Origin of the sequence: Bacillus sp. LLTC93, assembly GCF_002993125.1 — a bacterium.
Taxonomy (GTDB): domain Bacteria; phylum Bacillota; class Bacilli; order Bacillales; family Bacillaceae; genus Bacillus; species Bacillus zhangzhouensis.
Map to the genome: position 1 here is coordinate 17,358 of NZ_PVME01000011.1, position 24,569 is coordinate 41,926.

30 protein-coding genes and 1 other annotated feature are annotated in these 24,569 nt (G+C 42.0%); all 30 genes read left to right on the plus strand.

Features of this window, described 5'->3' with window-relative positions; genetic code table 11:
* Positions 1-125: 125 nt before the first annotated feature.
* The 30 genes from rplK to rplF all read left to right on the plus strand — a co-directional run bounded on the left by rplK (position 126) and on the right by rplF (position 24,538).
* Positions 126-551, plus strand: coding sequence for a 50S ribosomal protein L11 (gene rplK, locus C6W18_RS18840; RefSeq protein WP_003216956.1), 426 nt, complete (start codon positions 126-128; stop codon positions 549-551).
* 99 nt (positions 552-650) lie between these two features.
* A complete protein-coding gene (gene rplA / locus C6W18_RS18845) occupies positions 651-1,349 on the plus strand; it encodes a 50S ribosomal protein L1 (protein WP_034323243.1) in 699 nt (232 codons plus the stop codon).
* Positions 1,350-1,398: 49 nt separating this feature from the next.
* Positions 1,399-1,539: a sequence feature (ribosomal protein L10 leader region), on the plus strand.
* A gap of 69 nt (positions 1,540-1,608) precedes the next feature.
* Complete coding sequence (rplJ, locus tag C6W18_RS18850; protein WP_003217048.1) at positions 1,609-2,109, plus strand: 50S ribosomal protein L10; 501 nt, start codon at positions 1,609-1,611, stop codon at positions 2,107-2,109.
* A 42-nt stretch (positions 2,110-2,151) separates the two neighbouring features.
* Positions 2,152-2,517, plus strand: coding sequence for a 50S ribosomal protein L7/L12 (gene rplL, locus C6W18_RS18855; RefSeq protein ID WP_034323240.1), 366 nt, complete (start codon positions 2,152-2,154; stop codon positions 2,515-2,517).
* 96 nt (positions 2,518-2,613) lie between these two features.
* On the plus strand, positions 2,614-3,219 hold the full coding sequence (locus tag C6W18_RS18860; RefSeq protein WP_105928553.1) for a class I SAM-dependent methyltransferase: 606 nt from the start codon (positions 2,614-2,616) through the stop codon (positions 3,217-3,219).
* A gap of 255 nt (positions 3,220-3,474) precedes the next feature.
* Positions 3,475-7,056, plus strand: coding sequence for a DNA-directed RNA polymerase subunit beta (rpoB, locus tag C6W18_RS18865; RefSeq protein ID WP_007496297.1), 3,582 nt, complete (start codon positions 3,475-3,477; stop codon positions 7,054-7,056).
* 61 nt (positions 7,057-7,117) lie between these two features.
* A complete protein-coding gene (gene rpoC / locus C6W18_RS18870; protein WP_105928554.1) occupies positions 7,118-10,717 on the plus strand; it encodes a DNA-directed RNA polymerase subunit beta' in 3,600 nt (1,199 codons plus the stop codon).
* 146 nt (positions 10,718-10,863) lie between these two features.
* Positions 10,864-11,112: a 50S ribosomal protein L7ae-like protein gene (locus tag C6W18_RS18875; protein WP_034323232.1), complete on the plus strand. Its 249-nt coding sequence runs from the start codon at positions 10,864-10,866 to the stop codon at positions 11,110-11,112.
* 112 nt (positions 11,113-11,224) lie between these two features.
* Positions 11,225-11,644, plus strand: a complete 420-nt coding sequence (gene rpsL / locus C6W18_RS18880; protein WP_003216962.1) for a 30S ribosomal protein S12 — start codon at positions 11,225-11,227, stop codon at positions 11,642-11,644.
* Positions 11,645-11,765: 121 nt separating this feature from the next.
* Positions 11,766-12,236: a 30S ribosomal protein S7 gene (gene rpsG / locus C6W18_RS18885; RefSeq protein ID WP_003216884.1), complete on the plus strand. Its 471-nt coding sequence runs from the start codon at positions 11,766-11,768 to the stop codon at positions 12,234-12,236.
* Positions 12,237-12,290: 54 nt separating this feature from the next.
* Positions 12,291-14,369, plus strand: coding sequence for an elongation factor G (gene fusA / locus C6W18_RS18890; RefSeq protein WP_034323229.1), 2,079 nt, complete (start codon positions 12,291-12,293; stop codon positions 14,367-14,369).
* 119 nt (positions 14,370-14,488) lie between these two features.
* Positions 14,489-15,679, plus strand: a complete 1,191-nt coding sequence (tuf, locus tag C6W18_RS18895) for an elongation factor Tu (RefSeq protein WP_034323226.1) — start codon at positions 14,489-14,491, stop codon at positions 15,677-15,679.
* A gap of 109 nt (positions 15,680-15,788) precedes the next feature.
* A complete protein-coding gene (locus C6W18_RS18900; protein WP_105928555.1) occupies positions 15,789-16,748 on the plus strand; it encodes an alpha/beta fold hydrolase in 960 nt (319 codons plus the stop codon).
* Positions 16,749-16,966: 218 nt separating this feature from the next.
* The gene (gene rpsJ, locus C6W18_RS18905; protein ID WP_003156464.1) at positions 16,967-17,275 is read left to right on the plus strand and encodes a 30S ribosomal protein S10; all 309 of its coding nucleotides are present in this window, start codon (positions 16,967-16,969) and stop codon (positions 17,273-17,275) included.
* A gap of 37 nt (positions 17,276-17,312) precedes the next feature.
* Positions 17,313-17,942 carry a 50S ribosomal protein L3 gene (rplC, locus tag C6W18_RS18910; RefSeq protein ID WP_034323221.1) on the plus strand — a complete coding sequence of 210 codons (630 nt, stop codon included), beginning with the start codon at positions 17,313-17,315 and terminating at the stop codon, positions 17,940-17,942.
* 27 nt (positions 17,943-17,969) lie between these two features.
* Complete coding sequence (gene rplD / locus C6W18_RS18915) at positions 17,970-18,593, plus strand: 50S ribosomal protein L4 (protein ID WP_034323219.1); 624 nt, start codon at positions 17,970-17,972, stop codon at positions 18,591-18,593.
* A complete protein-coding gene (gene rplW, locus C6W18_RS18920; protein ID WP_003217016.1) occupies positions 18,593-18,880 on the plus strand; it encodes a 50S ribosomal protein L23 in 288 nt (95 codons plus the stop codon). The genes rplD and rplW overlap by 1 nt, the downstream gene beginning before the upstream one ends.
* Positions 18,881-18,908: 28 nt before the next feature.
* On the plus strand, positions 18,909-19,742 hold the full coding sequence (gene rplB / locus C6W18_RS18925) for a 50S ribosomal protein L2 (RefSeq protein ID WP_034323217.1): 834 nt from the start codon (positions 18,909-18,911) through the stop codon (positions 19,740-19,742).
* Positions 19,743-19,799: 57 nt separating this feature from the next.
* Positions 19,800-20,078: a 30S ribosomal protein S19 gene (gene rpsS / locus C6W18_RS18930; RefSeq protein ID WP_034323215.1), complete on the plus strand. Its 279-nt coding sequence runs from the start codon at positions 19,800-19,802 to the stop codon at positions 20,076-20,078.
* Positions 20,079-20,095: 17 nt separating this feature from the next.
* A complete protein-coding gene (rplV, locus tag C6W18_RS18935) occupies positions 20,096-20,437 on the plus strand; it encodes a 50S ribosomal protein L22 (RefSeq protein ID WP_007496316.1) in 342 nt (113 codons plus the stop codon).
* A 3-nt stretch (positions 20,438-20,440) separates the two neighbouring features.
* Positions 20,441-21,097 carry a 30S ribosomal protein S3 gene (gene rpsC, locus C6W18_RS18940; RefSeq protein WP_003217241.1) on the plus strand — a complete coding sequence of 219 codons (657 nt, stop codon included), beginning with the start codon at positions 20,441-20,443 and terminating at the stop codon, positions 21,095-21,097.
* Between the two features lies 1 nt (position 21,098).
* On the plus strand, positions 21,099-21,533 hold the full coding sequence (gene rplP, locus C6W18_RS18945) for a 50S ribosomal protein L16 (RefSeq protein ID WP_003225801.1): 435 nt from the start codon (positions 21,099-21,101) through the stop codon (positions 21,531-21,533).
* Complete coding sequence (gene rpmC, locus C6W18_RS18950) at positions 21,523-21,723, plus strand: 50S ribosomal protein L29 (RefSeq protein WP_003217155.1); 201 nt, start codon at positions 21,523-21,525, stop codon at positions 21,721-21,723. The genes rplP and rpmC overlap by 11 nt, the downstream gene beginning before the upstream one ends.
* Positions 21,724-21,748: 25 nt before the next feature.
* Positions 21,749-22,012, plus strand: coding sequence for a 30S ribosomal protein S17 (gene rpsQ, locus C6W18_RS18955; protein WP_012008705.1), 264 nt, complete (start codon positions 21,749-21,751; stop codon positions 22,010-22,012).
* A gap of 39 nt (positions 22,013-22,051) precedes the next feature.
* Positions 22,052-22,420: a 50S ribosomal protein L14 gene (gene rplN / locus C6W18_RS18960; RefSeq protein ID WP_003216882.1), complete on the plus strand. Its 369-nt coding sequence runs from the start codon at positions 22,052-22,054 to the stop codon at positions 22,418-22,420.
* A gap of 35 nt (positions 22,421-22,455) precedes the next feature.
* On the plus strand, positions 22,456-22,767 hold the full coding sequence (rplX, locus tag C6W18_RS18965) for a 50S ribosomal protein L24 (protein ID WP_034323211.1): 312 nt from the start codon (positions 22,456-22,458) through the stop codon (positions 22,765-22,767).
* Positions 22,768-22,792: 25 nt separating this feature from the next.
* The gene (gene rplE / locus C6W18_RS18970; protein ID WP_034323208.1) at positions 22,793-23,332 is read left to right on the plus strand and encodes a 50S ribosomal protein L5; all 540 of its coding nucleotides are present in this window, start codon (positions 22,793-22,795) and stop codon (positions 23,330-23,332) included.
* Positions 23,333-23,354: 22 nt separating this feature from the next.
* Entirely contained in the window at positions 23,355-23,540 is a 186-nt protein-coding gene (gene rpsN, locus C6W18_RS18975) for a 30S ribosomal protein S14 (protein ID WP_008356542.1), read from the plus strand.
* Between the two features lie 31 nt (positions 23,541-23,571).
* Complete coding sequence (gene rpsH, locus C6W18_RS18980; protein WP_003217040.1) at positions 23,572-23,970, plus strand: 30S ribosomal protein S8; 399 nt, start codon at positions 23,572-23,574, stop codon at positions 23,968-23,970.
* A gap of 31 nt (positions 23,971-24,001) precedes the next feature.
* Complete coding sequence (rplF, locus tag C6W18_RS18985) at positions 24,002-24,538, plus strand: 50S ribosomal protein L6 (RefSeq protein WP_105928556.1); 537 nt, start codon at positions 24,002-24,004, stop codon at positions 24,536-24,538.
* Positions 24,539-24,569: the final 31 nt, after the last annotated feature.

Below are 24,569 nucleotides of genomic sequence, written 5' to 3' on the forward strand. Positions count from 1 at the left end.
GGTACGTCTTGAGTTCACTCAAGATCGCTAGCTAGTTATTTCGTCATTCATATAAAGAATGAAGTTGTTGAGTGGGAGGGGGATTCCCCTATTACCACATCACGGACTTTAAGGAGGTGTGTCTCGTGGCTAAAAAAGTAGTAAAAGTTGTTAAATTGCAAATTCCTGCTGGAAAAGCTAACCCAGCTCCACCAGTTGGACCTGCACTAGGTCAAGCCGGTGTTAATATCATGGGATTCTGTAAGGAGTTTAACGCTCGTACAGCTGACCAAGCTGGTCTTATCATTCCTGTTGAAATTTCGGTTTTTGAAGACCGTTCATTTACATTTATTACTAAAACTCCACCTGCTGCAGTATTACTTAAAAAAGCAGCTGGTATTGAGTCTGGTTCTGGTGAACCTAACCGTAATAAAGTGGCAACTGTTAAGCGTGATAAAGTACGCGAAATCGCGGAAACAAAAATGCCTGACTTAAACGCTGCTAGCGTTGAATCAGCTATGCGCATGGTTGAAGGTACTGCACGCAGTATGGGTATTGTCATCGAAGATTAATTTTTTGTCTTGTTGGGTTGCGAGTTTGGTTTTGACAAGTTCGCAACCCTTATTCGTGGGAGGTTATTCCGCTAAAACCACATAAGGAGGATTTTTATAATGGCTAAAAAAGGTAAAAAGTATGTAGAAGCTGCGAAGCTAATCGAACGTACTAAAGCGTATGATGTAGCTGAAGCTGTTTCTCTTACAAAAAAAGCAAATACAGCGAAATTTGATGCGACTGTAGAAGTTGCTTTTCGTTTGGGCGTAGACCCTCGTAAAAACGATCAACAAATCCGCGGTGCAGTTGTACTTCCTAACGGAACTGGTAAAACTCAACGCGTTCTTGTGTTCGCTAAAGGCGAAAAAGCAAAAGAAGCAGAAGCTGCTGGAGCAGACTATGTTGGAGATTCTGATTACATCACAAAAATCCAACAAGGTTGGTTCGATTTCGATGTAATCGTTGCGACACCTGACATGATGGGTGAAGTTGGTAAGATCGGTCGTGTACTTGGACCAAAAGGTCTTATGCCAAACCCTAAAACAGGAACTGTTACATTCGAAGTAGAAAAAGCAATCAATGAAATCAAAGCTGGTAAAGTAGAATACCGCGTTGATAAAGCTGGTAACATCCACGCGCCAATCGGAAAGGTTTCTTTCGAGGACGAAAAGCTTGTTGAGAACTTTGCAACAATCTATGAGACAATCCTTAAAGCAAAACCTGCAGCGGCTAAAGGTGTATACGTGAAAAACGTTTCTGTTACATCTACTATGGGCCCTGGCGTGAAAGTGGATCCATCTTCTTTCTCTGCAAAATAATTCTTGACTTATCACAATCGTTTTGATAATATCAAAATGTTGTAAAATAGAATAATGTCCATTTATACCGTAGACAGCAGGGGCCTTATGGCTTAATTAACCCGCCGAGGTGTATATGTCACAGTCTTACGTTAACGTATGCTTGTATATACAGCCTCCATGTCTTAATGGAGGCTTTTTATATGGAGAACCGTTCGTTAGGAACGTGATGGCCTGATCGGTATAAGTGTTACACAAAGAATGTACAGGAGGTGTAACCATGAGCAATGCAATCGATACTAAAAAAGTAGTCGTTGATGAAATTACTTCTAAATTTAAAGACAGTATGTCTACTGTAATTGTAGATTACCGTGGTCTTTCAGTTTCTGAAGTGACTGAACTTCGTAAGCAACTTCGTGATGCTGGCGTAGAATTCAAAGTTTACAAAAACACTTTGACTCGCCGTGCAGTTGAACAAGTTGAACTAACTGGTTTAAACGATTTCTTAACAGGTCCAAACGCTATCGCATTCAGTAACGAAGATGTTATCGCACCTGCGAAAATCATCAACGAATTTGCGAAAAGCCACGAAGCTTTAGAAATCAAAGCTGGTGTCATCGAAGGAAACGTAGCGACTGTAGAAGAAGTGAAGGCTCTTGCGGAACTTCCGTCTCGCGAAGGCTTACTATCTATGTTGCTTAGCGTTCTTCAAGCTCCAGTTCGTAACCTTGCTCTTGCTACTAAAGCAGTTGCAGATCAAAAAGAAGAACAAGGCGCTTAATGCGTACTTTACGTAAAATAACTTTAAATGGAGGAATTACAAATGGCTTTAAATATCGAAGAAATCATTGCTTCAGTTAAAGAAGCAACTGTACTTGAGTTAAACGACTTAGTAAAAGCAATCGAAGAAGAATTTGGCGTAACTGCTGCTGCTCCTGTAGCTGTAGCTGCTGCTGGTGGTGCTGCTGCTGAAGAAAAAACTGATTTTGATCTAGTACTTTCTGGTGCTGGGGACCAAAAAATCAAAGTTATCAAAGTTGTTCGTGAAATCACTGGTCTTGGCTTGAAAGAAGCTAAAGAACTTGTTGACAACACTCCAAAACCACTTAAAGAAGGTATTGCTAAAGAAGAAGCTGAAGAACTTAAAGCTAAGCTTGAAGAAGTTGGCGCTTCTGTAGAAGTTAAGTAATCTTCGCCTAATCTTTTGGGAAAGCTCGCTTTTACTGGCGGGCTTTTTCTTTTCTAATCTCCTGAAACGATTGAACCAAGAGGAGGTCCATTCATCGTGAGTGACCACTATTATACGGAAAAGCCATCAGTGAAAAGCAATAAACAGACATGGGACTTCACCTTGAGAAACCGTACCTTTACTTTTACAAGTGACAGTGGAGTGTTTTCTAAGAAAGAAGTCGACTACGGTTCAAGGCTATTAATTGAAGCTTTTGAAGAACCTGAATTGGATGGCGATGTGTTAGATGTCGGTTGCGGTTATGGACCGATCGGCTTATCGTTAGCAAACGAAATGACTAGCCGCACCATTCATATGATTGATGTGAACGAAAGAGCAGTCGAACTTTCAAAGGAAAACGCTAAGCATAATCGCATCGATAATGTCCGCATCTATCAAAGTGATTTATTCTCGAATGTTCATTCATCAGCTGCTTTTGCCTCTATACTGACCAATCCCCCAATACGGGCAGGGAAGAAAGTTGTACATGCGATCTTTGAAAAAAGTGCTGATCATTTATTGCCAGAAGGTGAGTTGTGGGTGGTTATTCAGAAAAAGCAAGGTGGGCCATCTGCGATTGAAAAATTAGAGCAGCTCTTTGGAGAAGTCGCGGTCGTTATGAAAAAAAAGGGCTACTATATTATCAAAGCTAAAAAAGTTTGACGCAGTTTCCTAGCTGTGTTAACATTATAAAATGCCAATGTGTATATTTTGCTTGATAGGCTTAAAAAACAACTATTTTGTATAAATTATGCATACTTGGGAAAACTAATAAAATCGGTATTTGTTTTTGGATGTGGTTTTCTTATTTTAGAAACCCTTTTTTCTTTTGTCTTGTAAAAGTATTTCTTTACTGACATTTGAAAGACAGAAATACTTTTTACACATATAATACGCATGATTTGAGGGGTGAATCAGTTGACAGGTCAACTAGTTCAGTATGGACGACACCGCCAGCGCAGAAGCTACGCACGCATAAGCGAAGTGTTAGAATTACCAAATCTCATTGAAATTCAAACCTCTTCTTATCAGTGGTTTCTTGATGAGGGTCTTAGAGAGATGTTTCAAGATATATCCCCAATTGAGGATTTTACTGGTAACCTTTCTCTTGAATTCATTGATTACAGCCTAGGGGATCCTAAGTATCCTGTAGCAGAATCAAAAGAACGTGATGTAACTTACTCTGCTCCACTAAGAGTGAAAGTTCGTTTAATTAACAAAGAAACTGGAGAAGTAAAAGACCAAGATGTGTTCATGGGGGATTTCCCAATCATGACAGACACAGGTACTTTTATCATTAATGGTGCGGAACGTGTAATCGTTTCTCAATTAGTGCGTTCTCCGAGTGTATATTTCAGTGGTAAAGTAGACAAAAACGGTAAAAAAGGTTTTACTGCGACTGTCATTCCAAACCGTGGCGCATGGTTAGAATACGAAACTGATGCGAAGGATGTAGTTTATGTACGCATCGATCGCACACGTAAGTTGCCGGTTACGGTTCTTTTGCGTGCTCTCGGCTTCAGCTCTGATCAAGAGATTCTTGACCTCATTGGCGAGAATGAATACTTACGCAACACGCTGGAAAAAGACAATACAGAGAATGCGGATAAAGCACTTCTCGAAATCTACGAGCGCCTCCGTCCTGGAGAGCCGCCAACTGTTGAAAATGCGAAAAGCTTGCTAGACTCTCGCTTCTTTGATCCGAAGAGATATGACCTAGCAAATGTTGGTCGCTACAAGATTAATAAGAAGCTTCATATTAAAAATAGACTGTTCAATCAAAAGTTGGCTGAAACACTAGTTGATCCTGAAACAGGTGAAATTCTAGCAGAAAAAGGTCAAATTTTAGACAGAAGAGTTCTTGATAAAGTTCTTCCATACTTAGAAAACGGCATCGGATTTAGAAAGCTTTATCCGAACGGTGGCGTAGTAGAAGATGAAGTAGAACTTCAATCTATCAAGATTTATGCACCAACTGATCAAGAAGGCGAGCAAGTGATCAACGTGATTGGTAATGCATATGTAGAGGAAGCTGTGAAAAATATCACGCCTTCTGACATCATTGCTTCAATCAGTTACTTCTTTAACCTGCTTCATGGAGTAGGTGACACAGATGATATCGATCACCTTGGTAACCGTCGTCTGCGTTCTGTAGGTGAACTTCTGCAAAACCAATTCCGTATTGGTTTAAGCAGAATGGAGCGTGTTGTTCGTGAAAGAATGTCGATTCAAGACACGAACACGATCACACCTCAGCAGCTGATTAACATTCGTCCTGTGATCGCTTCTATCAAAGAGTTCTTTGGTAGCTCTCAGCTTTCTCAGTTCATGGATCAAACAAACCCGCTTGCTGAATTGACGCACAAACGTCGTCTGTCGGCGCTTGGACCGGGTGGTTTGACACGTGAGCGTGCAGGAATGGAAGTTCGTGACGTTCACTACTCTCACTATGGCCGTATGTGTCCTATTGAAACACCAGAGGGTCCAAACATCGGTTTGATCAACTCTCTATCTTCATTTGCAAAAGTGAATCGCTTCGGATTTATTGAAACACCTTACCGCCGGGTTGACCCTGAAACAGGTAAAGTGACACCGAGAATCGATTACTTAACTGCTGATGAAGAGGATAACTATGTTGTAGCACAAGCGAACGCTATATTAGGTGAAGATGGTTCGTTTATCGATGATAATATCATTGCTCGTTTCAGAGGGGAAAACACAGTTGTTCCTCGAAACCGCGTTGACTACATGGACGTTTCGCCAAAGCAAGTTGTTTCTGCGGCGACAGCATGTATCCCATTCTTAGAAAACGATGACTCTAACCGTGCTCTAATGGGAGCGAACATGCAACGTCAGGCTGTGCCTTTGATGCAGCCGGAATCACCGATTGTTGGTACAGGTATGGAGTATGTATCAGGGAAAGACTCTGGTGCTGCTGTTATCTGCCGCTATCCAGGTGTTGTAGAACGTGTTGAAGCGAAAAACATTTGGGTTCGTCGCTATGAAGACGTTGACGGACAACAAGTCAAAGGAAACCTAGACAAATACAGCTTGCTGAAATTTGTCCGGTCTAACCAAGGGACTTGCTACAACCAGCGTCCAATCGTAAGTGTTGGAGATGAAGTCGTTAAAGGAGAAATCCTTGCAGACGGTCCTTCTATGGAAAAAGGTGAATTGGCTCTAGGACGTAACGTGATGGTCGGCTTCATGACATGGGACGGTTACAACTACGAGGATGCGATCATTATGAGTGAGCGCCTTGTAAAAGATGACGTCTATACTTCTATCCATATTGAAGAATATGAATCAGAAGCTCGTGATACAAAGCTTGGACCAGAAGAAATCACACGTGATATTCCAAACGTTGGGGAAGATGCTTTACGCAACCTTGACGAACGTGGAATCATCCGTATTGGTGCAGAAGTAAAAGACGGAGACCTTCTTGTAGGGAAAGTAACGCCTAAAGGTGTAACAGAACTGACAGCTGAAGAACGTCTATTACATGCAATCTTCGGTGAAAAGGCTCGTGAAGTTCGTGATACGTCTCTACGTGTTCCACACGGCGGCGGCGGAATTATCCACGATGTAAAAGTCTTTAACCGTGAAGATGGAGATGAATTACCACCAGGTGTGAACCAGTTAGTCCGCGTATACATCGTTCAGAAGCGTAAAATTTCTGAAGGTGACAAAATGGCCGGACGACATGGTAACAAAGGGGTTATCTCTAAAATCCTTCCAGAAGAAGATATGCCGTATCTTCCAGATGGAACGCCGATTGATATCATGTTAAACCCTCTAGGGGTACCATCTCGTATGAACATCGGTCAGGTGCTTGAGCTTCATATGGGTATGGCTGCACGTTACCTTGGCATTCACATTGCGTCACCTGTATTTGATGGTGCTCGTGAGGAAGATGTTTGGGAAACGCTTGAAGAAGCAGGTATGTCCCGTGATGCGAAAACAGTCCTTTATGACGGTCGAACTGGTGAACCATTCGACAACCGTGTATCTGTTGGAATCATGTATATGATCAAACTGGCTCACATGGTTGACGATAAACTTCACGCACGTTCAACTGGACCATACTCACTTGTTACGCAGCAGCCACTTGGCGGTAAAGCACAGTTTGGTGGTCAGCGTTTCGGAGAGATGGAAGTATGGGCACTTGAAGCTTACGGTGCTGCATACACACTTCAAGAGATCTTAACTGTTAAATCGGATGACGTTGTGGGTCGTGTGAAAACATACGAAGCCATCGTCAAAGGGGATAACGTACCTGAACCAGGTGTCCCTGAATCATTCAAAGTGTTAATCAAAGAACTTCAAAGTTTAGGTATGGATGTCAAAATCCTATCTGGTGATGAAGAAGAGATAGAAATGAGAGATTTAGAAGACGATGAGGAAACGAAGAAAGCAGACGGATTAGCGTTATCTAATGACGAAGATGCTGCAGACCTCGCACCTGTCGATCTTGAACGTGACGCAGTCACAAAAGAATAGCAGAAACGATTAGAGCAAGTGACTAGGGTATAACCCGAAGATTAAAAGGGAGGTAGGCCCCTTGCTAGATGTGAACAATTTTGAGTATATGAACATCGGTCTCGCATCACCTGATAAAATCCGTTCTTGGTCTTTTGGTGAAGTGAAAAAGCCTGAAACGATTAACTATCGTACACTGAAACCTGAAAAAGATGGTCTCTTTTGTGAACGTATCTTCGGACCACAAAAAGACTGGGAATGTCATTGTGGAAAGTATAAACGCGTTCGTTATAAGGGTGTTGTATGTGACCGTTGTGGTGTAGAAGTAACACGGGCAAAAGTCCGTCGTGAGAGAATGGGGCATATCGAACTGGCTGCCCCAGTTTCCCACATTTGGTATTTCAAAGGTATCCCAAGCCGTATGGGTCTTGTTCTTGATATGTCACCACGTGCGTTAGAAGAAGTGATCTACTTCGCTTCTTACGTCGTGACAGATCCGGGCAACACACCGCTTGAGAAGAAACAACTTCTTTCTGAGAAAGAATTCCGTGCTTATTTAGATAAATACGGTAATACGTTCCAAGCAGCTATGGGTGCTGAAGCAATCAACAAACTTCTTCAAGATATCGATCTTGTAAAAGAAGTGGATACACTGAAAGAAGAGCTGAAAACTGCCCAAGGACAGCGTCGTACTCGTGCGATCAAACGCCTTGAAGTGTTAGAAGCCTTCCGTAACTCAGGAAACAAACCGTCTTGGATGATTCTTGATGTACTTCCGGTAATTCCACCAGAATTACGTCCAATGGTTCAGCTTGATGGTGGACGTTTTGCTACTTCTGACTTGAACGACCTTTATCGTCGTGTCATCAACCGTAACAATCGTCTGAAACGTTTATTAGATCTTGGCGCGCCAAGCATCATCGTTCAGAACGAGAAGCGTATGCTTCAGGAAGCTGTCGATGCCTTGATTGATAATGGACGTAGAGGTCGACCAGTAACAGGACCAGGAAATAGACCGTTGAAATCTCTTTCTCACATGTTGAAAGGGAAACAAGGACGTTTTCGTCAAAACTTGCTTGGTAAACGTGTTGACTATTCCGGACGTTCCGTTATCGTCGTAGGCCCACATTTGAAAATGTATCAGTGTGGACTACCGAAAGAAATGGCTCTTGAATTATTCAAACCATTTGTGATGAAGGAGCTTGTTGAAAAAGGATTAGCTCACAACATTAAGAGTGCGAAGCGTAAAATTGAGCGTGTGCAGCCGGAAGTATGGGATGTTTTAGAATCAGTTATTCGCGAGCACCCAGTCTTACTAAACCGCGCACCAACTCTTCACAGACTTGGTATTCAAGCGTTTGAACCTACACTTGTGGAAGGGCGCGCGATTCGTCTGCATCCACTTGTATGTACAGCCTACAACGCTGACTTTGACGGTGACCAAATGGCGGTTCACGTACCATTATCTGCTGAAGCTCAAGCTGAAGCTCGTATCTTAATGCTTGCTGCTCAAAACATTTTGAACCCGAAAGATGGAAAACCAGTTGTTACGCCATCTCAGGATATGGTGCTTGGTAACTACTACCTAACACTTGAGCGTAAAGGTGCTATCGGAGAAGGTATGGTCTTCAAAGATACGAATGAAGCCCTTCTAGCTTATCAAAATGGTTATGTGCATCTTCATACACGTGTAGCTGTTGCAGCTAGCTCGTTGAAGAATGTGACATTCACTGATGAACAGCGTTCTAAATTGTTGATTACAACAGTTGGAAAACTGATCTTTAACGAAATCTTACCGGAATCATTCCCATACATGAATGAGCCGACTAAGAGTAATATTGAAGAAAAAACACCTGATCGTTTCTTCCTTGAAAAAGGTGAGGATGTCAAAGCTGCGATCGAGAAACAAGAAATCAATGCGCCGTTCAAAAAAGGTATTTTAGGAAAAATCATTGCGGAAATCTTTAAGAGATTCCACATCACTGAGACTTCTAAAATGCTTGACCGCATGAAAAATCTTGGGTTCAAATATTCTACTAAAGCCGGTATTACCGTTGGTGTATCTGATATCGTCGTATTAGATGATAAGCAGAAAATCCTTGAAGAAGCACAAGCAAAAGTAGATAACGTCCTGAAGCAATTCAGACGTGGTTTGATTACAGAAGAAGAGCGTTATGAGAGAGTAATTTCAATCTGGAGTTCTTCTAAAGATGTCATCCAAGGTAAACTGATGAAGTCCCTTGATGAAGTCAACCCGATCTACATGATGAGTGACTCTGGAGCGCGTGGTAACGCATCTAACTTCACTCAGCTGGCTGGTATGCGTGGTCTGATGGCCAACCCGGCTGGACGTATCATTGAACTTCCGATTAAATCTAGTTTCCGTGAAGGTTTAACCGTATTAGAATACTTTATTTCCACTCACGGAGCGCGTAAAGGTCTTGCCGATACAGCCCTTAAAACAGCTGACTCAGGTTACCTCACGCGTCGTCTCGTTGACGTTGCACAGGATGTCATCATCCGTGAAACAGATTGCGGTACAGACCGTGGAATCTTGGCGAAGTCCATTAGAGAAGGAAATGAAATTATTGAGAAACTTGAAGAACGTCTTATCGGACGTTTTGCAAGAAAACCAATTGTTCATCCTGAAACGGGCGAAGTCATGGTCGACGAAAACGAGCTAATTGATGAAGATAAAGCACTTGAAGTAGTCGAAGCAGGTATTGAGGAAGTATGGATCCGTTCTGCATTTACATGTAACACGCCTCATGGTGTATGTAAACGATGCTACGGCCGTAACCTTGCAACTGGTACTGACGTTGAAGTTGGTGAAGCAGTTGGAATCATCGCTGCACAATCGATTGGTGAGCCAGGAACACAGCTTACAATGCGTACGTTCCACACCGGTGGGGTAGCAGGAGACGATATCACACAAGGTTTACCTCGTATTCAAGAGCTATTTGAAGCACGTAATCCGAAAGGGCAAGCGACCATCTCTGAAATTGATGGTGTCGTTGCTGAAATCAACGATGTTCGTGACAAGCAGCAGGAAATTGTGGTTCAAGGCGAAGTTGAAACTCGTTCTTACACAGCTCCTTATAATGCACGCCTGAAAGTTGTTGAAGGTGACAAAGTCACTCGTGGTCAAGTGCTGACAGAAGGTTCTATTGATCCGAAAGAGCTTCTAAAAGTGACTGACATGACAGCTGTTCAAGAATATCTGCTTCATGAAGTACAAAAAGTATACCGTATGCAAGGGGTAGAAATCGGAGATAAGCACGTAGAGGTAATGGTTCGCCAAATGCTTCGTAAAGTGCGTGTCGCTGATGCAGGGGATACAGATGTATTGCCAGGCACACTTCTTGATGTACATCAATTCACTGAAGCGAACAAAAAAGTACTATTCGAAGGCAAGCGTCCTGCAACAGGCCGTCCAGTTCTTCTTGGTATTACAAAAGCATCACTTGAAACAGACTCATTCTTGTCTGCTGCATCCTTCCAAGAAACGACTCGTGTCCTAACAGATGCGGCGATTAAAGGAAAACGTGATGAACTGCTTGGCTTGAAAGAGAATGTGATCATTGGTAAACTTGTTCCTGCTGGAACGGGAATGCCAAACTACCGTAAAGTTAAGCCGATTTCACAAGTGCAGCCGACTGACGATATGGTTCCTGTAGAGTAATCTTTCTCATAAGATTTCCATAAACATCATCAAAAAATGGTGAAGGATGTCAAGATAATCTGTCATACGATATTGACATCCTTCTGCCATGATGATAATATAACCAAGGTGCTCAAAATAAAACCTGTTACTTTGGAGGATATTCGATGTCTTATGATAAAGTATCACAGGCTCAGTCCATTATTATTGGTACGAAGCAAACAGTAAAAGCTCTGAAACGAGATTCAGTAAAGGAAATCGTCGTAGCGAAAGATGCTGATCCTACTTTAACAGCTAGTGTAATGAAACTAGCGCAAGAGAAGGGTGTAGACATTTTAGTGGTAGATTCCATGAAAAAGCTCGGCAAGGCCTGCGGAATTGAAGTTGGGGCAGCAGCTGTTGCCATTATGTTATAACGTACTTGTTTGTTTTTGCATGCTTTAATTGCAAAAGCATTGTTTTTTGCCTTTTGATGAACCACCTGGGTATGTGGGTTATAAAAAAAGTAATGAAGGGAGGAATAACAACATGCCTACAATTAATCAGCTAATACGCAAAGGACGCGTGAGTAAAGTTGAAAACTCAAAGTCTCCTGCACTTAACAAAGGATACAACAGTTTCAAAAAAGAGCACACTAACGTAACATCTCCACAGAAGCGCGGGGTTTGTACTCGTGTCGGTACAATGACACCGAAAAAACCAAACTCAGCACTACGTAAATATGCTCGTGTACGTTTGTCTAACCTGATTGAAGTAACAGCTTACATTCCTGGTATCGGTCATAACCTACAAGAGCACAGTGTAGTACTTATCCGTGGCGGACGTGTAAAAGACTTACCGGGTGTACGTTACCACATCGTTCGTGGTGCGCTTGATACTGCCGGAGTTGACGGTCGTATGCAAGGACGTTCTAAATACGGAACAAAACGCCCTAAACAAAGCAAATAATATAAACAAACATAAGGGTTTTTAGAAGTTGATATCAGATCAGTGGAGTCAGGTATCTGACAATGAAATTGAGATGAGAGACAGATAGAAATCCTTTTAAAAGAGAAGGGAGGCTATTCAGATGCCACGTAAAGGTCCTGTTGCAAAAAGAGACGTTTTGCCAGATCCAATTTACAATTCTAAACTTGTATCTCGTTTGATCAACAAAATGATGATCGACGGTAAAAGAGGAAAGTCACAAACAATTCTCTACAAGTCATTTGATATCATCAAAGAACGTACTGGTAATGAAGCGATGGAGGTTTTCGAACAAGCCTTGAAAAACATCATGCCAGTTCTTGAAGTTAAAGCACGTCGTGTAGGTGGAGCTAACTACCAAGTACCTGTAGAAGTTCGCCCAGACCGTCGTACGACTTTAGGTCTTCGCTGGTTAGTTAACTACGCTCGTCTTCGTGGAGAAAAAACGATGGAAGAGCGTCTTGCTAACGAAATCCTTGACGCAGCTAACAACACTGGTGCTGCTGTGAAGAAACGTGAAGATACACACAAAATGGCAGAAGCGAACAAAGCATTCGCTCACTACCGCTGGTAGGATTTATACCAAACTAAAAAAACTATTCCCTAATAAGGAAGGAGAAATTACCCAATGGCAAGAGAGTTCTCCTTAGACAAAACTCGTAATATTGGTATCATGGCTCACATCGATGCCGGTAAAACGACAACGACTGAGCGTATCTTGTACTACACTGGTCGTATCCATAAAATTGGTGAAACTCACGAAGGAGCTTCACAAATGGACTGGATGGAGCAGGAGCAAGAACGTGGTATTACAATCACTTCTGCTGCTACTACAGCACAATGGAAAGGTTACCGTGTAAACATCATTGATACACCAGGACACGTAGACTTCACTGTTGAAGTTGAACGTTCTTTACGTGTACTTGATGGTGCGGTTGCTGTTCTTGATGCACAATCAGGTGTAGAGCCACAAACTGAAACAGTTTGGCGCCAAGCAACAACTTACGGAGTACCTCGTATCGTATTCGTTAACAAAATGGATAAAACAGGTGCGGACTTCCTTTACTCTGTAGGCACATTAAGAGATCGTCTTCAAGCAAACGCTCATGCAATCCAATTGCCGATCGGTGCTGAAGACCAATTCGAAGGAATCATCGACCTTGTAGAAAACGTAGCATACTTCTACGAAGATGACCTTGGAACTCGCTCTGATGCACAAGAAATCCCTGCTGAGTATAAAGACAAAGCTGAAGAGCTTCGTAGCAGCTTAATTGAAGCTGTGGCTGAGCTTGATGAAGAGCTTATGGAAAAATACCTTGAGGGTGAAGAAATTACAATTCCTGAATTGAAAGCTGCAATCCGTAAAGGAACATTGAATGTTGAATTCTATCCAGTTCTTGTTGGATCTGCTTTCAAAAACAAAGGTGTTCAGCTTGTACTTGACGCTGTGCTTGATTACCTTCCTGCACCAACTGATGTTGCTGCAATCAAAGGTACCTTGCCAGATACAAATGAAGAGGTTGTACGTGAGTCTACTGATGACGCACCATTCGCAGCCCTTGCATTTAAAGTAATGACTGACCCTTATGTTGGGAAACTAACTTTCTTCCGCGTATACTCTGGAACACTTGATTCTGGTTCTTACGTGAAGAACTCTTCTAAGAACAAGCGTGAACGTGTTGGACGTATCCTTCAAATGCACGCAAACAGCCGTGAAGAAATCTCTACTGTTTACGCAGGGGATATCGCAGCAGCTGTAGGTCTTAAAGATACATCAACTGGTGACACTCTTTGTGACGAGAAAAGTCTTGTTATCCTTGAGTCTATGGATTTCCCAGAGCCAGTTATCGATGTAGCAATCGAGCCTAAATCTAAGGCTGACCAAGATAAAATGGGTATCGCTTTAGCTAAACTAGCTGAAGAGGATCCAACATTCCGTACACAAACAAACACTGAAACTGGTCAAACGATCATCTCTGGTATGGGTGAGCTTCACCTTGATATCATTGTTGACCGTATGAAGCGCGAGTTCAAGGTTGAAGCTAACGTAGGAGCTCCTCAAGTTGCGTACCGTGAAACATTCCGTTCTAGTGCAAAAGTTGAAGGTAAATTCGTACGTCAGTCTGGTGGACGCGGTCAGTTCGGACACGTTTGGATCGAATTCGAACCAAACGAAGAAGGCGCAGGCTTCGAATTCCAAAATGCAATCGTCGGTGGGGTTGTTCCTCGTGAATACATTCCAGCTATTCAAGCAGGTCTTGAAGATTCACTTGAAAATGGTGTATTAGCAGGATTCCCATTAATCGACATCAAAGCTAAATTATTTGATGGATCATACCACGATGTTGACTCTAACGAAATGGCGTTTAAAATTGCTGCATCTATGGCATTGAAAAATGCTGTCAGCAAATGTAACCCAGTTCTACTTGAGCCAATGATGAAAGTAGAAGTCGTTATCCCAGAAGAATACATGGGAGACATCATGGGTGATATCACATCTCGTCGTGGACGTGTAGAAGGTATGGAAGCTCGCGGTAACGCTCAAGTTGTTCGCGCTATGGTTCCACTTTCTGAAATGTTCGGATATGCAACTTCACTCCGTTCTAACACACAAGGACGCGGTACTTTCACTATGCACATGGATCACTACGAAGAAGTGCCTAAGAGCATTAGTGAAGAAATCATCAAAAAAAATAAAGGTGAATAATTGATTTTGCCTTTAAACTAAAGTATAACTACTATTGAAGATCAGAAAGTGAGAGGTAACTCTTCACTTTCTATCACTCTATACCAAATACAATGAACCTTTTAAGGAGGATTTTTAGAATGGCTAAAGAAAAATTCGACCGTTCCAAATCGCATGCTAACATTGGTACAATTGGACACGTTGACCATGGTAAAACAACTCTAACTGCTGCTATCTCAACAGTTCTTCATAAGAAATCTGGTAAAGGTACAGCTATGGCTTATGACCAAATCGATGGTGCTCCAGAAGAGCGTGAACGTGGAATTACAATCTCAACTGCACACGTTGAGTATGAAACTGAATCTCGTCACTATGCACACGTAGACTGCCCAGGACACGCTGACTATGTTAAAAACATGATCACTGGTGCTGCTCAAATGGATGGCGCGATCTTAGTAGTATCTGCTGCTGACGGTCCAATGCCACAAACACGTGAGCACATCCTACTTTCTCGTAACGTAGGTGTACCATACATCGTAGTATTCCTTAACAAATGTGACATGGTTGACGATGAAGAGTTACTTGAACTTGTTGAAATGGAAGTTCGTGACCTTCTTTCTGACTATGACTTCCCTGGTGATGATGTACCAGTTATCAAAGGTTCTGCTCTTAAAGCTCTTGAAGGAGATGCTGATTACGAAGCAAAAATCTTTGAACTTATGGATGCGGTTGATGAGTACATCCCAACTCCAGAGCGTGACACTGAGAAGCCATTCATGATGCCAGTTGAGGACGTATTCTCAATCACTGGTCGTGGAACAGTTGCTACTGGTCGTGTTGAGCGTGGACAAGTTAAAGTCGGTGATGAAGTTGAAATCATCGGTCTTCAAGAAGAAAACGGTAAAACAACTGTTACAGGTGTTGAAATGTTCCGTAAACTTCTTGACTATGCTGAAGCTGGTGACAACATCGGTGCACTACTTCGTGGTGTATCTCGTGAAGATATCCAACGTGGTCAAGTACTTGCTAAACCAGGTACAATCACTCCACATAGCCGTTTCAAAGCTGAAGTTTATGTACTTTCTAAAGAAGAGGGTGGACGTCATACTCCATTCTTCGCTAACTACCGTCCGCAGTTCTACTTCCGTACAACTGACGTAACTGGTATCGTACATCTTCCAGAAGGTACTGAAATGGTAATGCCTGGCGATAACACTGAGATGGAAGTTGAACTTATCTCTACTATCGCTATCGAAGAAGGAACTCGTTTCTCTATCCGTGAGGGTGGACGTACTGTAGGTTCTGGCGTCGTTTCAAATATCATTAAGTAATAAACTTATAAAAGAGACTCCTTGCAAAAGGGTCTCTTTTTTTGCTTTTCCAGATCAAAACGGCTACTATAAGCTATAGAATCTAAATGGAACCGAGAGGATCACTGGAATGGCGAAGACATATTTGAAAAAATGGTTGATCGGCGGAGTTGACCAATGGATTATGATGAAAGAAGATCACCCAAAAGAAACGAAACCCGTTCTGTTATTTTTACACGGTGGGCCTGGCTCAGCTCAAATCAGTTATATCGATTCCTTTCATGAGGAACTTGACCAAGACTTTACAGTCGTCCACTGGGATCAACGCGGTTCAGGGCTTTCTTATCATAAGAATATTCCTGCTGCATCAATGACCATTCAGCAGTTTATTGAGGATACAGTTGAACTGACAGAAAAGCTCCTTTCATATCTAGGTCATTCAAAACTGTACATCGCTGGATACTCATGGGGATCCTTAATTGCGATACAAGCAGTACATAAGCGTCCGGATTTATATCATGCATATTATGGGATTAGTCAGGTAGTAGATGTATTGAAAGAAGATATCGTGTCGTACGAGCTTCTTTTGAAGAAATACCATCACAATCGTCTGTTCACTAGCTGTCTGCGATTACTGACACCTCCCCCATGGAAACGAACCTCTGCTCATGCTTTATTCTCTCTATATAAGGAGTTCGTAAATGCAGGTCTCACGCATAGATGGAAGCCACTTTTTCAAATGCTGCGCGGGATTCTTCATAGTAAGCATTATCAGCTAATAGATAAATGGAGATTTCTTAAAGGGCAGAAGTTTAGTCAGGACATGCTGTGGAGTGAGCTGTTGAATGAGAGCATTCAATACCGAGTTTCTACTATATTAATACCGTGCTACTTTATCATTGGTGAACATGACATGATTACACCAGCTGCTGTATCAAAACCATATGTTGATCAATTAACAGCACCAATAAAAGAATGGTTCATCTTTAAAGAATCTGCACATTCCCCGCATATTGAAGAGCCAGCTGAATTTATTCGTGTCGTAAGAAAGACTGCTATACATCATCTTCAGGGAAAGCTTGATTTATAGGTTGAACCCCTGTATAATATTAAAAGTGTGCAAATCATAAATTTATCCGATTTATTATTGCAACACGCAGACCAATTTGGTACAATAGTGCATGTTGGTCTTTGACTGCGATGAAGTGAGAGGTTGCTGACACACCCGGCCGCTTTGCCATGGCAAGGTGATCAGGTTTTTCTCACGGAGAACTGTCTAACGTAAGTAGGCGAAAAGGAGGGAAAATAATGGCAAAACAAAAAATTCGTATTCGTTTAAAAGCATATGATCATAGAATTCTTGATCAATCTGCTGAGAAGATTGTTGAAACGGCTAAGCGTTCTGGTGCTAGTGTATCTGGTCCAATCCCGCTTCCAACTGAAAAATCAGTTTACACAATCCTTCGTGCGGTGCATAAGTACAAAGATTCTCGTGAGCAATTCGAGATGCGTACTCACAAACGTCTAATCGACATCGTGAATCCAACTCCGCAAACAGTTGATGCACTTATGCGTTTAGATTTACCATCTGGTGTAGATATCGAAATCAAACTTTAATTCAAATAGAAAACACATATTATAGGAGGTGTGACGAATGACCAAAGGAATCTTAGGTAGAAAAATTGGTATGACGCAAGTATTCGCAGAAAACGGTGATCTTATCCCTGTAACTGTTGTTGAGGCTGCTGCTAACGTTGTTCTTCAAAAGAAGACTGCTGACACGGATGGCTATGAAGCAATCCAAATCGGTTTTGACGACAAACGTGAAAAGCTTTCTAACAAACCAGAGAAAGGCCACGTTGCTAAAGCGGAAACTGCTCCTAAGCGCTTCGTAAAAGAATTACGCGGTGTGGAGTTAGATGCGTATGAAGTTGGTCAGGAAGTCAAGGTTGATATTTTCGCAAATGGAGATATCGTAGATGTAACAGGAACATCAAAAGGTAAAGGATTCCAAGGGGCTATCAAGCGCCACGGACAATCACGCGGACCAATGACTCACGGTTCACGTTATCACCGTCGTCCTGGTTCAATGGGACCTGTTGATCCAAACCGCGTATTCAAAGGTAAACTTCTTCCAGGACGTATGGGCGGAGAGCAAATCACTGTCCAAAACCTTGAGATCGTTAAAGTTGATGCAGAACGCAATCTTCTGTTGATCAAAGGAAACGTACCAGGAGCTAAAAAATCTCTAGTAACTGTAAAGAGTGCAGTTAAAACTAAATAACTCTCTTAGGAAAGGAGGAAACAAGTCATGCCAAAAGTAGCATTATTTAACCAAAACGGTTCTACTAACGGTGAAATCGAATTAAACGCTTCTGTGTTTGGAATCGAGCCAAACGAAAGCGTAGTATTCGATGCTATTCTTATGCAAAGAGCTTCCTTACGTCAAGGAACTCACAAAGTAAAAACTCGTTCTGAAGTACGTGGCGGAGGTCGTAAACCTTGGAGACAGAAGGGTACAGGTCGTGCTCGTCAAGGTTCTATCCGTTCACCACAATGGCGCGGAGGCGGTATCGTATTCGGTCCATCACCACGCAGTTATTCTTATAAATTACCTAAAAAAGTTCGCCGCTTGGCTATCAAGTCAGTATTGTCTTCTAAAGTAATCGACAACAACATCATCGTTCTTGAAGATCTAACTCTTGATGCAGTGAAAACGAAAGAATTCGCAGGCATCCTTAAAGGATTATCTGTTGAGAAGAAAGCGTTGATCGTCACTGCGGATGCAAACGAAACAGTAGCTTTATCTGCTCGTAACATCCCTGGAGTAACAGTTGTTGAAGCTAAAGGTATCAACGTTCTTGACGTTGTCAACCACGACAAACTTCTGATCACTAAAGCAGCGGTTGAAAAAGTAGAGGAGGGACTTGCATAATGAAAGATCCTCGTGATGTTCTAAAGCGCCCTATCATTACTGAACGTTCTGCTGATCTAATGACAGAGAAGAAGTACACGTTCGAAGTTGATGTCAGAGCTAACAAAACAGAAGTGAAAGACGCTGTTGAAGAAATCTTTGGAGTGAAAGTTGAGAAAGTCAACGTTCAAAACTACAAAGGGAAATCTAAACGCGTTGGACGCTACACTGGTATGACTAGCCGTCGCAGAAAAGCGATCGTGAAATTAACTGCTGACAGCAAAGAAATCGAAATTTTTGAAGCGTAAATCTTAAAAAGAAGGAGGGAAATTCAAAATGGCGATTAAAAAGTATAAACCAACCAGTAATGGTCGTCGTGGCATGACTACTTCAGATTTTGCTGAAATCACGACTGACAAACCAGAAAAATCGTTGCTTGCACCGCTACACAAAAAAGGCGGACGTAACAACCAAGGTAGATTGACTGTTCGTCATCAAGGTGGCGGTCATAAACGTCAATACCGTATCATCGACTTTAAGCGTGATAAAGACGGTATACCTGGACGCGTTGCTACAATCGAGTATGATCCAAACCGTTCAGCGAACATCGCTCTTATAAACTATGCAGATGGTGAGAAACGTTACATTCTTGCTCCAAAAGGAATTCAAGTTGGTATTGAAGTTACTTCTGGACCAGAAGCTGACATCAAACCAGGTAATGCTCTTCCACTTATCAACATCCCAGTTGGTACAGTTGTGCATAACATTGAATTAAAACCAGGTAAAGGTGGACAATTAGTTCGTTCTGCTGGTACTTCTGCTCAAGTTCTTGGTAAAGAAGGTAAATACGTTCTTGTACGTTTGAACTCAGGAGAAGTTCGCATGATTCTTTCTGCTTGCCGTGCGACTATCGGTCAAGTAGGAAACGAGCAACACGAATTAATTAACATCGGTAAAGCTGGACGTTCTCGCTGGAAAGGCGTACGCCCAACAGTTCGTGGTTCTGTAATGAACCCTAACGATCACCCACACGGTGGTGGTGAAGGACGCGCTCCAATCGGACGTAAATCACCAATGTCTCCATGGGGTAAACCGACTCTTGGATTCAAGACTCGTAAGAAAACCAACAAGTCTGATAAATTCATTGTACGTCGTCGTAAAAACAAGTAACGGGGTTGTCTACGGTTCATTTAGGACCGTAGTTCAATCACGAAGGGAGGTTCCACAATGGCTCGCAGCTTAAAAAAAGGACCATTTGTTGATGATCATTTGATTGCTAAAGTCGAGAAATTGAATGAAACTGACAAAAAGCAAGTCGTAAAAACTTGGTCTCGTCGTTCTACAATTTTCCCACAATTCATCGGTCACACAATCGCTGTCTATGACGGACGCAAACATGTACCTGTTTTCATTTCTGAAGATATGGTAGGTCACAAATTGGGCGAATTCGCACCAAGCCGTACTTACAAAGGTCATGCTAGTGACGATAAAAAAACAAGACGCTAATGAGAGGAGGCTTTTAAATGCAAGCTAAAGCTGTCGCAAGAACAGTCCGTATTGCTCCTCGTAAAGCACGTCTAGTAATGGACCTGATCCGAGGTAAGCAAGTAGGAGAAGCAGTTTCTATCTTAAACCTTACACCTAAGGCTGCTTCACCAATTATTGAAAAAGTATTAAAATCTGCTATCGCAAACGCTGAGCACAACTACGAGTTGGACGCTAACAGCCTAGTGATTACTCAAGCATTCGTTGACGAAGGTCCAACACTTAAGAGATTCCGTCCACGTGCTATGGGTCGTGCGAGCGCAATTAACAAACGTACTAGCCACATTACAATCGTTGTATCAGAAAAGAAGGAGGGATAATCCGTGGGTCAAAAGGTAAATCCAGTAGGTCTTCGTATTGGCGTCATTCGTGATTGGGAATCTAAATGGTTCGCAGGTAAAGATTACGCTGACTTCTTACATGAAGACTTGAAAATCCGTGAATTCATCAGCAAGCGTTTGTCTGACGCGTCTGTTTCTAAAGTAGAAATCGAACGTGCTGCAAACCGCGTAAATATCACAATCCACACGGCTAAACCAGGTATGGTAATTGGTAAAGGCGGATCTGAAGTTGAAGCACTTCGTAAAGCTCTTAACAGCCTAACTGGCAAACGTGTACACATCAACATTCTTGAAATCAAGAGAGCAGATCTTGATGCTCAGCTAGTTGCTGAAAACATCGCTCGTCAACTTGAAAATCGTATTTCATTCCGTCGTGCACAAAAACAAACAATCCAACGCACAATGCGTGCTGGAGCACAAGGAATCAAAACAATGGTTTCTGGTCGTCTTGGCGGTGCAGATATTGCTCGTTCTGAATATTACAGTGAAGGTACTGTTCCGTTGCACACACTTCGTGCTGACATCGACTATGCTACTGCTGAAGCTGACACTACTTATGGTAAGCTTGGCGTAAAAGTATGGATCTATCGTGGAGAAGTCCTTCCAACTAAGAAGAATACTGCGGAAGGAGGAAAATAATATGTTATTGCCAAAACGCGTGAAGTATCGCAGAGAACATCGTGGAAAAATGCGTGGTCGTGCAAAAGGTGGCACTGAAGTACATTTCGGTGAGTTCGGTATCCAAGCTCTAGAAGCTTCATGGATCACTAACCGTCAAATCGAAGCTGCTCGTATTGCTATGACTCGTTACATGAAACGTGGCGGTAAAGTTTGGATTAAAATTTTCCCTTCTAAGCCATACACAGCAAAACCTCTAGAAGTCCGCATGGGTTCCGGTAAAGGTGCTCCAGAAGGATGGGTAGCTGTAGTAAAACCGGGCAAAGTTTTATTTGAAATTTCTGGTGTGTCTGAAGAAGTTGCTCGTGAAGCTCTTCGTCTTGCATCTCACAAATTGCCAATTAAAACGAAGTTCGTAAAACGTGAAGAAATTGGTGGTGAATCAAATGAAAGCTAATGAAATTCGTGACCTTACCACTGCTGAAATTGAACAAAAAGTAAAGTCTCTTAAAGAAGAACTTTTCAATCTTCGTTTCCAATTAGCGACTGGGCAGCTTGAAAACACTGCTCGCATTCGTGAAGTGCGTAAATCAATCGCACGCATGAAAACTGTGATTCGTCAAAGAGAAATCGCTGCTAATAAATAATAATTAGAGGGGAGGCCCCGCAAACATGAGCGAACGTAACCAACGTAAAGTGTATCAAGGTCGTGTTGTTTCTGACAAAATGGATAAAACCATCACTGTTGTTGTTGAAACATACAAAAAGCATTCACTTTATGGCAAACGTGTAAGATACTCTAAAAAGTTAAAAGCACATGATGAAAACAACCAAGCAAAAATCGGAGACATCGTAAAGGTCATGGAAACTCGTCCTTTATCTGCGACTAAACGCTTTCGTCTAGTTGAAGTTGTCGAAGAAGCTGTTATTATCTAATAAAGTTCGGATTTCTTTTTCCGAAGGGAGGTAACATTAATGATTCAACAGGAGACTCGTTTAAAAGTAGCTGACAACTCTGGCGCACGCGAAGTACTAACGATTAAAGTTCTTGGTGGCTCTGGACGTAAGACGGCTAACATCGGTGATGTGATTGTTTGTACGGTTAAACAAGCAACACCAGGAGGCGTTGTCAAAAAAGGTGAAGTTGTGAAAGCAGTTATCGTTCGTACAAAGAGCGGAGCTCGCAGAAACGATGGATCTTACATCAGTTTTGATGAAAATGCATGTGTCATCATCCGTGACGACAAGAGCCCGCGTGGAACTCGTATCTTCGGACCAGTAGCACGTGAACTTCGTGAAAATAACTATATGAAAATTGTTTCTCTAGCACCAGAAGTACTTTAATGAATACAATCCCCGACTCAAGGAGGTGCGATTAAATGCATGTTAAAAAGGGCGATAAAGTAGTGGTTATCTCTGGTAAAGATAAAGGTAAACAAGGAGTCATCCTTGCTGCTTTCCCTAAGAGTGACCGTGTTTTAGTAGAAGGTATTAACCTTGTGAAAAAACACTCTAAACCAACCCAAGCTAACCCTCAAGGCGGAATTTCTGAACAGGAAGCGTCGATTCACGTATCAAACGTAATGCCGCTTGATCCTAAAACGGGTGAAGTGACACGTGTTGGATATAAAGTTGAGGACGGAAAGAAAGTCCGTGTAGCGAAAAAATCTGGGCAAGTTCTAGATAAATAGTAAATAAGGAAGGGAGGTCTTTCTCATGAACCGCCTTAAAGAAAAGTATGTAAAAGAAATTACACCTGCATTAGTTTCTAAGTTTGAATACAATTCAGTAATGCAAGTGCCAAAAATCGAAAAAATCGTGATCAACATGGGTGTTGGTGACGCAGTTCAAAACGCTAAAGCAATCGATACTGCTGTTGAAGAATTAACGTTTATCGCTGGTCAAAAACCTGTCGTTACTCGTGCGAAGAAGTCTATTGCTGGATTCCGTCTACGTGAAGGAATGCCAATCGGTGCGAAAGTAACACTTCGCGGAGAGCGCATGTATGATTTCCTTGATAAACTTATTTCTGTATCTTTACCACGTGTACGTGACTTCCGTGGGATTTCTAAGAAATCTTTCGACGGACGTGGAAACTACACGCTTGGTATTAAAGAACAGTTAATCTTCCCAGAAATTGATTACGATAAAGTATCAAAGGTCCGCGGTATGGATATCGTTATCGTTACTACTGCCAATACGGACGAAGAAGCACGTGAGTTATTAACTCAAGTAGGTATGCCGTTCCAGAAATAATCAATGAAAGGGAGGCGAAATCGTGGCTAAAAAGTCTATGATTGCGAAGCAACAACGCAAACAAAAGTTTAAAGTTCAAGAGTATACGCGCTGCGAACGTTGTGGACGTCCACATTCAGTTATTCGTAAGTTTAAACTTTGCCGTATTTGTTTCCGCGAACTTGCATATAAAGGACAAATTCCTGGCGTTAAAAAAGCCAGCTGGTAATCCCCATAAATGGGAAGGAGGTTATTAAATAATGGTTATGACAGATCCGATTGCAGATTTGCTGACTCGTATTCGCAATGCGAACATGGTACGTCATGAGAAGCTAGAAGTACCGGCTTCAAAAATCAAAAGAGAAATTGCTGAAATCTTAAAGCGTGAAGGTTTTATCCGTGACGTTGAATACGTTGAAGACAGCAAACAAGGAATTATCCGTATGTTCCTTAAATACGGTCAAAACAACGAGCGTGTTATCACTGGTCTTAAAAGAATCAGTAAACCTGGTTTACGCGTATATGCGAAATCAAATGAAGTACCACGTGTACTTAACGGACTTGGAATCGCAATTATTTCTACATCACAAGGTGTTTTATCGGACAAAGAAGCCCGTGCTAAACAAGCTGGTGGAGAAGTACTTGCTTACGTATGGTAAAAAAAGCTTAAGATGAATGGAGGTGCTTGGTATGTCTCGCATAGGTAAAAAACTAATTGAGATCCCTTCAGCTGTTACTGTGACAAACAACGATAACACAGTGACAGTAAAGGGACCAAAAGGTGAACTAACTCGTACGTTTCACCCTGATATGGAAATTAAAATTGAGGACAACGTCTTAACTGTAAGCCGTCCGTCTGAAAATAAAGAACACCGTGCATTACATGGTACAACACGTAGCTTGCTTGCAAACATGATTGAAGGTGTATCTAAAGGTTTCGAGAGAGGTTTAGAACTTATCGGTGTCGGTTACCGTGCAGCTAAATCTGGAAACAAACTTGTTCTTAACGTTGGATACTCTCATCCAGTTGAAATCGTTCCTGAGGCTGGAGTTGAAGTCGAAGTTCCATCTCAAACGAAAGTAATCGTTAAAGGTATCGATAAAGAGCGTGTAGGAGCTCTTGCTTCTAACATCCGCGCTGTCCGTTCTCCAGAGCCTTACAAAGGTAAAGGAATTCGTTACGAAGGTGAATTCGTTCGCCGTAAAGAAGGAAAAACTGGTAAGTAAGATCGCTTAATGTGAAGAAAGGAGTGACTCG

Excerpts from the sequence above, each read along its gene's own strand:
- rpsS (WP_034323215.1), top strand. The coding sequence starts at position 19,800 with ATGGCTCGCAGCTTAAAAAAAGGACCATTTGTTGATGATCATTTGATT.
- tuf (WP_034323226.1), top strand. The coding sequence starts at position 14,489 with ATGGCTAAAGAAAAATTCGACCGTTCCAAATCGCATGCTAACATTGGT.
- rplW (WP_003217016.1), top strand. The coding sequence starts at position 18,593 with ATGAAAGATCCTCGTGATGTTCTAAAGCGCCCTATCATTACTGAACGT.
- rpsG (WP_003216884.1), top strand. The coding sequence starts at position 11,766 with ATGCCACGTAAAGGTCCTGTTGCAAAAAGAGACGTTTTGCCAGATCCA.
- rpsL (WP_003216962.1), top strand. The coding sequence starts at position 11,225 with ATGCCTACAATTAATCAGCTAATACGCAAAGGACGCGTGAGTAAAGTT.
- rplA (WP_034323243.1), top strand. The coding sequence starts at position 651 with ATGGCTAAAAAAGGTAAAAAGTATGTAGAAGCTGCGAAGCTAATCGAA.
- rpmC (WP_003217155.1), top strand. The coding sequence starts at position 21,523 with ATGAAAGCTAATGAAATTCGTGACCTTACCACTGCTGAAATTGAACAA.
- rplL (WP_034323240.1), top strand. The coding sequence starts at position 2,152 with ATGGCTTTAAATATCGAAGAAATCATTGCTTCAGTTAAAGAAGCAACT.
- rplD (WP_034323219.1), top strand. The coding sequence starts at position 17,970 with ATGCCAAAAGTAGCATTATTTAACCAAAACGGTTCTACTAACGGTGAA.
- fusA (WP_034323229.1), top strand. The coding sequence starts at position 12,291 with ATGGCAAGAGAGTTCTCCTTAGACAAAACTCGTAATATTGGTATCATG.
- C6W18_RS18900 (WP_105928555.1), top strand. The coding sequence starts at position 15,789 with ATGGCGAAGACATATTTGAAAAAATGGTTGATCGGCGGAGTTGACCAA.
- rplC (WP_034323221.1), top strand. The coding sequence starts at position 17,313 with ATGACCAAAGGAATCTTAGGTAGAAAAATTGGTATGACGCAAGTATTC.
- rplP (WP_003225801.1), top strand. The coding sequence starts at position 21,099 with ATGTTATTGCCAAAACGCGTGAAGTATCGCAGAGAACATCGTGGAAAA.
- rplF (WP_105928556.1), top strand. The coding sequence starts at position 24,002 with ATGTCTCGCATAGGTAAAAAACTAATTGAGATCCCTTCAGCTGTTACT.
- rplX (WP_034323211.1), top strand. The coding sequence starts at position 22,456 with ATGCATGTTAAAAAGGGCGATAAAGTAGTGGTTATCTCTGGTAAAGAT.
- rplJ (WP_003217048.1), top strand. The coding sequence starts at position 1,609 with ATGAGCAATGCAATCGATACTAAAAAAGTAGTCGTTGATGAAATTACT.
- C6W18_RS18875 (WP_034323232.1), top strand. The coding sequence starts at position 10,864 with ATGTCTTATGATAAAGTATCACAGGCTCAGTCCATTATTATTGGTACG.
- rpsH (WP_003217040.1), top strand. The coding sequence starts at position 23,572 with ATGGTTATGACAGATCCGATTGCAGATTTGCTGACTCGTATTCGCAAT.
- rplB (WP_034323217.1), top strand. The coding sequence starts at position 18,909 with ATGGCGATTAAAAAGTATAAACCAACCAGTAATGGTCGTCGTGGCATG.
- rplV (WP_007496316.1), top strand. The coding sequence starts at position 20,096 with ATGCAAGCTAAAGCTGTCGCAAGAACAGTCCGTATTGCTCCTCGTAAA.
- rplN (WP_003216882.1), top strand. The coding sequence starts at position 22,052 with ATGATTCAACAGGAGACTCGTTTAAAAGTAGCTGACAACTCTGGCGCA.
- rplE (WP_034323208.1), top strand. The coding sequence starts at position 22,793 with ATGAACCGCCTTAAAGAAAAGTATGTAAAAGAAATTACACCTGCATTA.
- rpsJ (WP_003156464.1), top strand. The coding sequence starts at position 16,967 with ATGGCAAAACAAAAAATTCGTATTCGTTTAAAAGCATATGATCATAGA.
- rpsQ (WP_012008705.1), top strand. The coding sequence starts at position 21,749 with ATGAGCGAACGTAACCAACGTAAAGTGTATCAAGGTCGTGTTGTTTCT.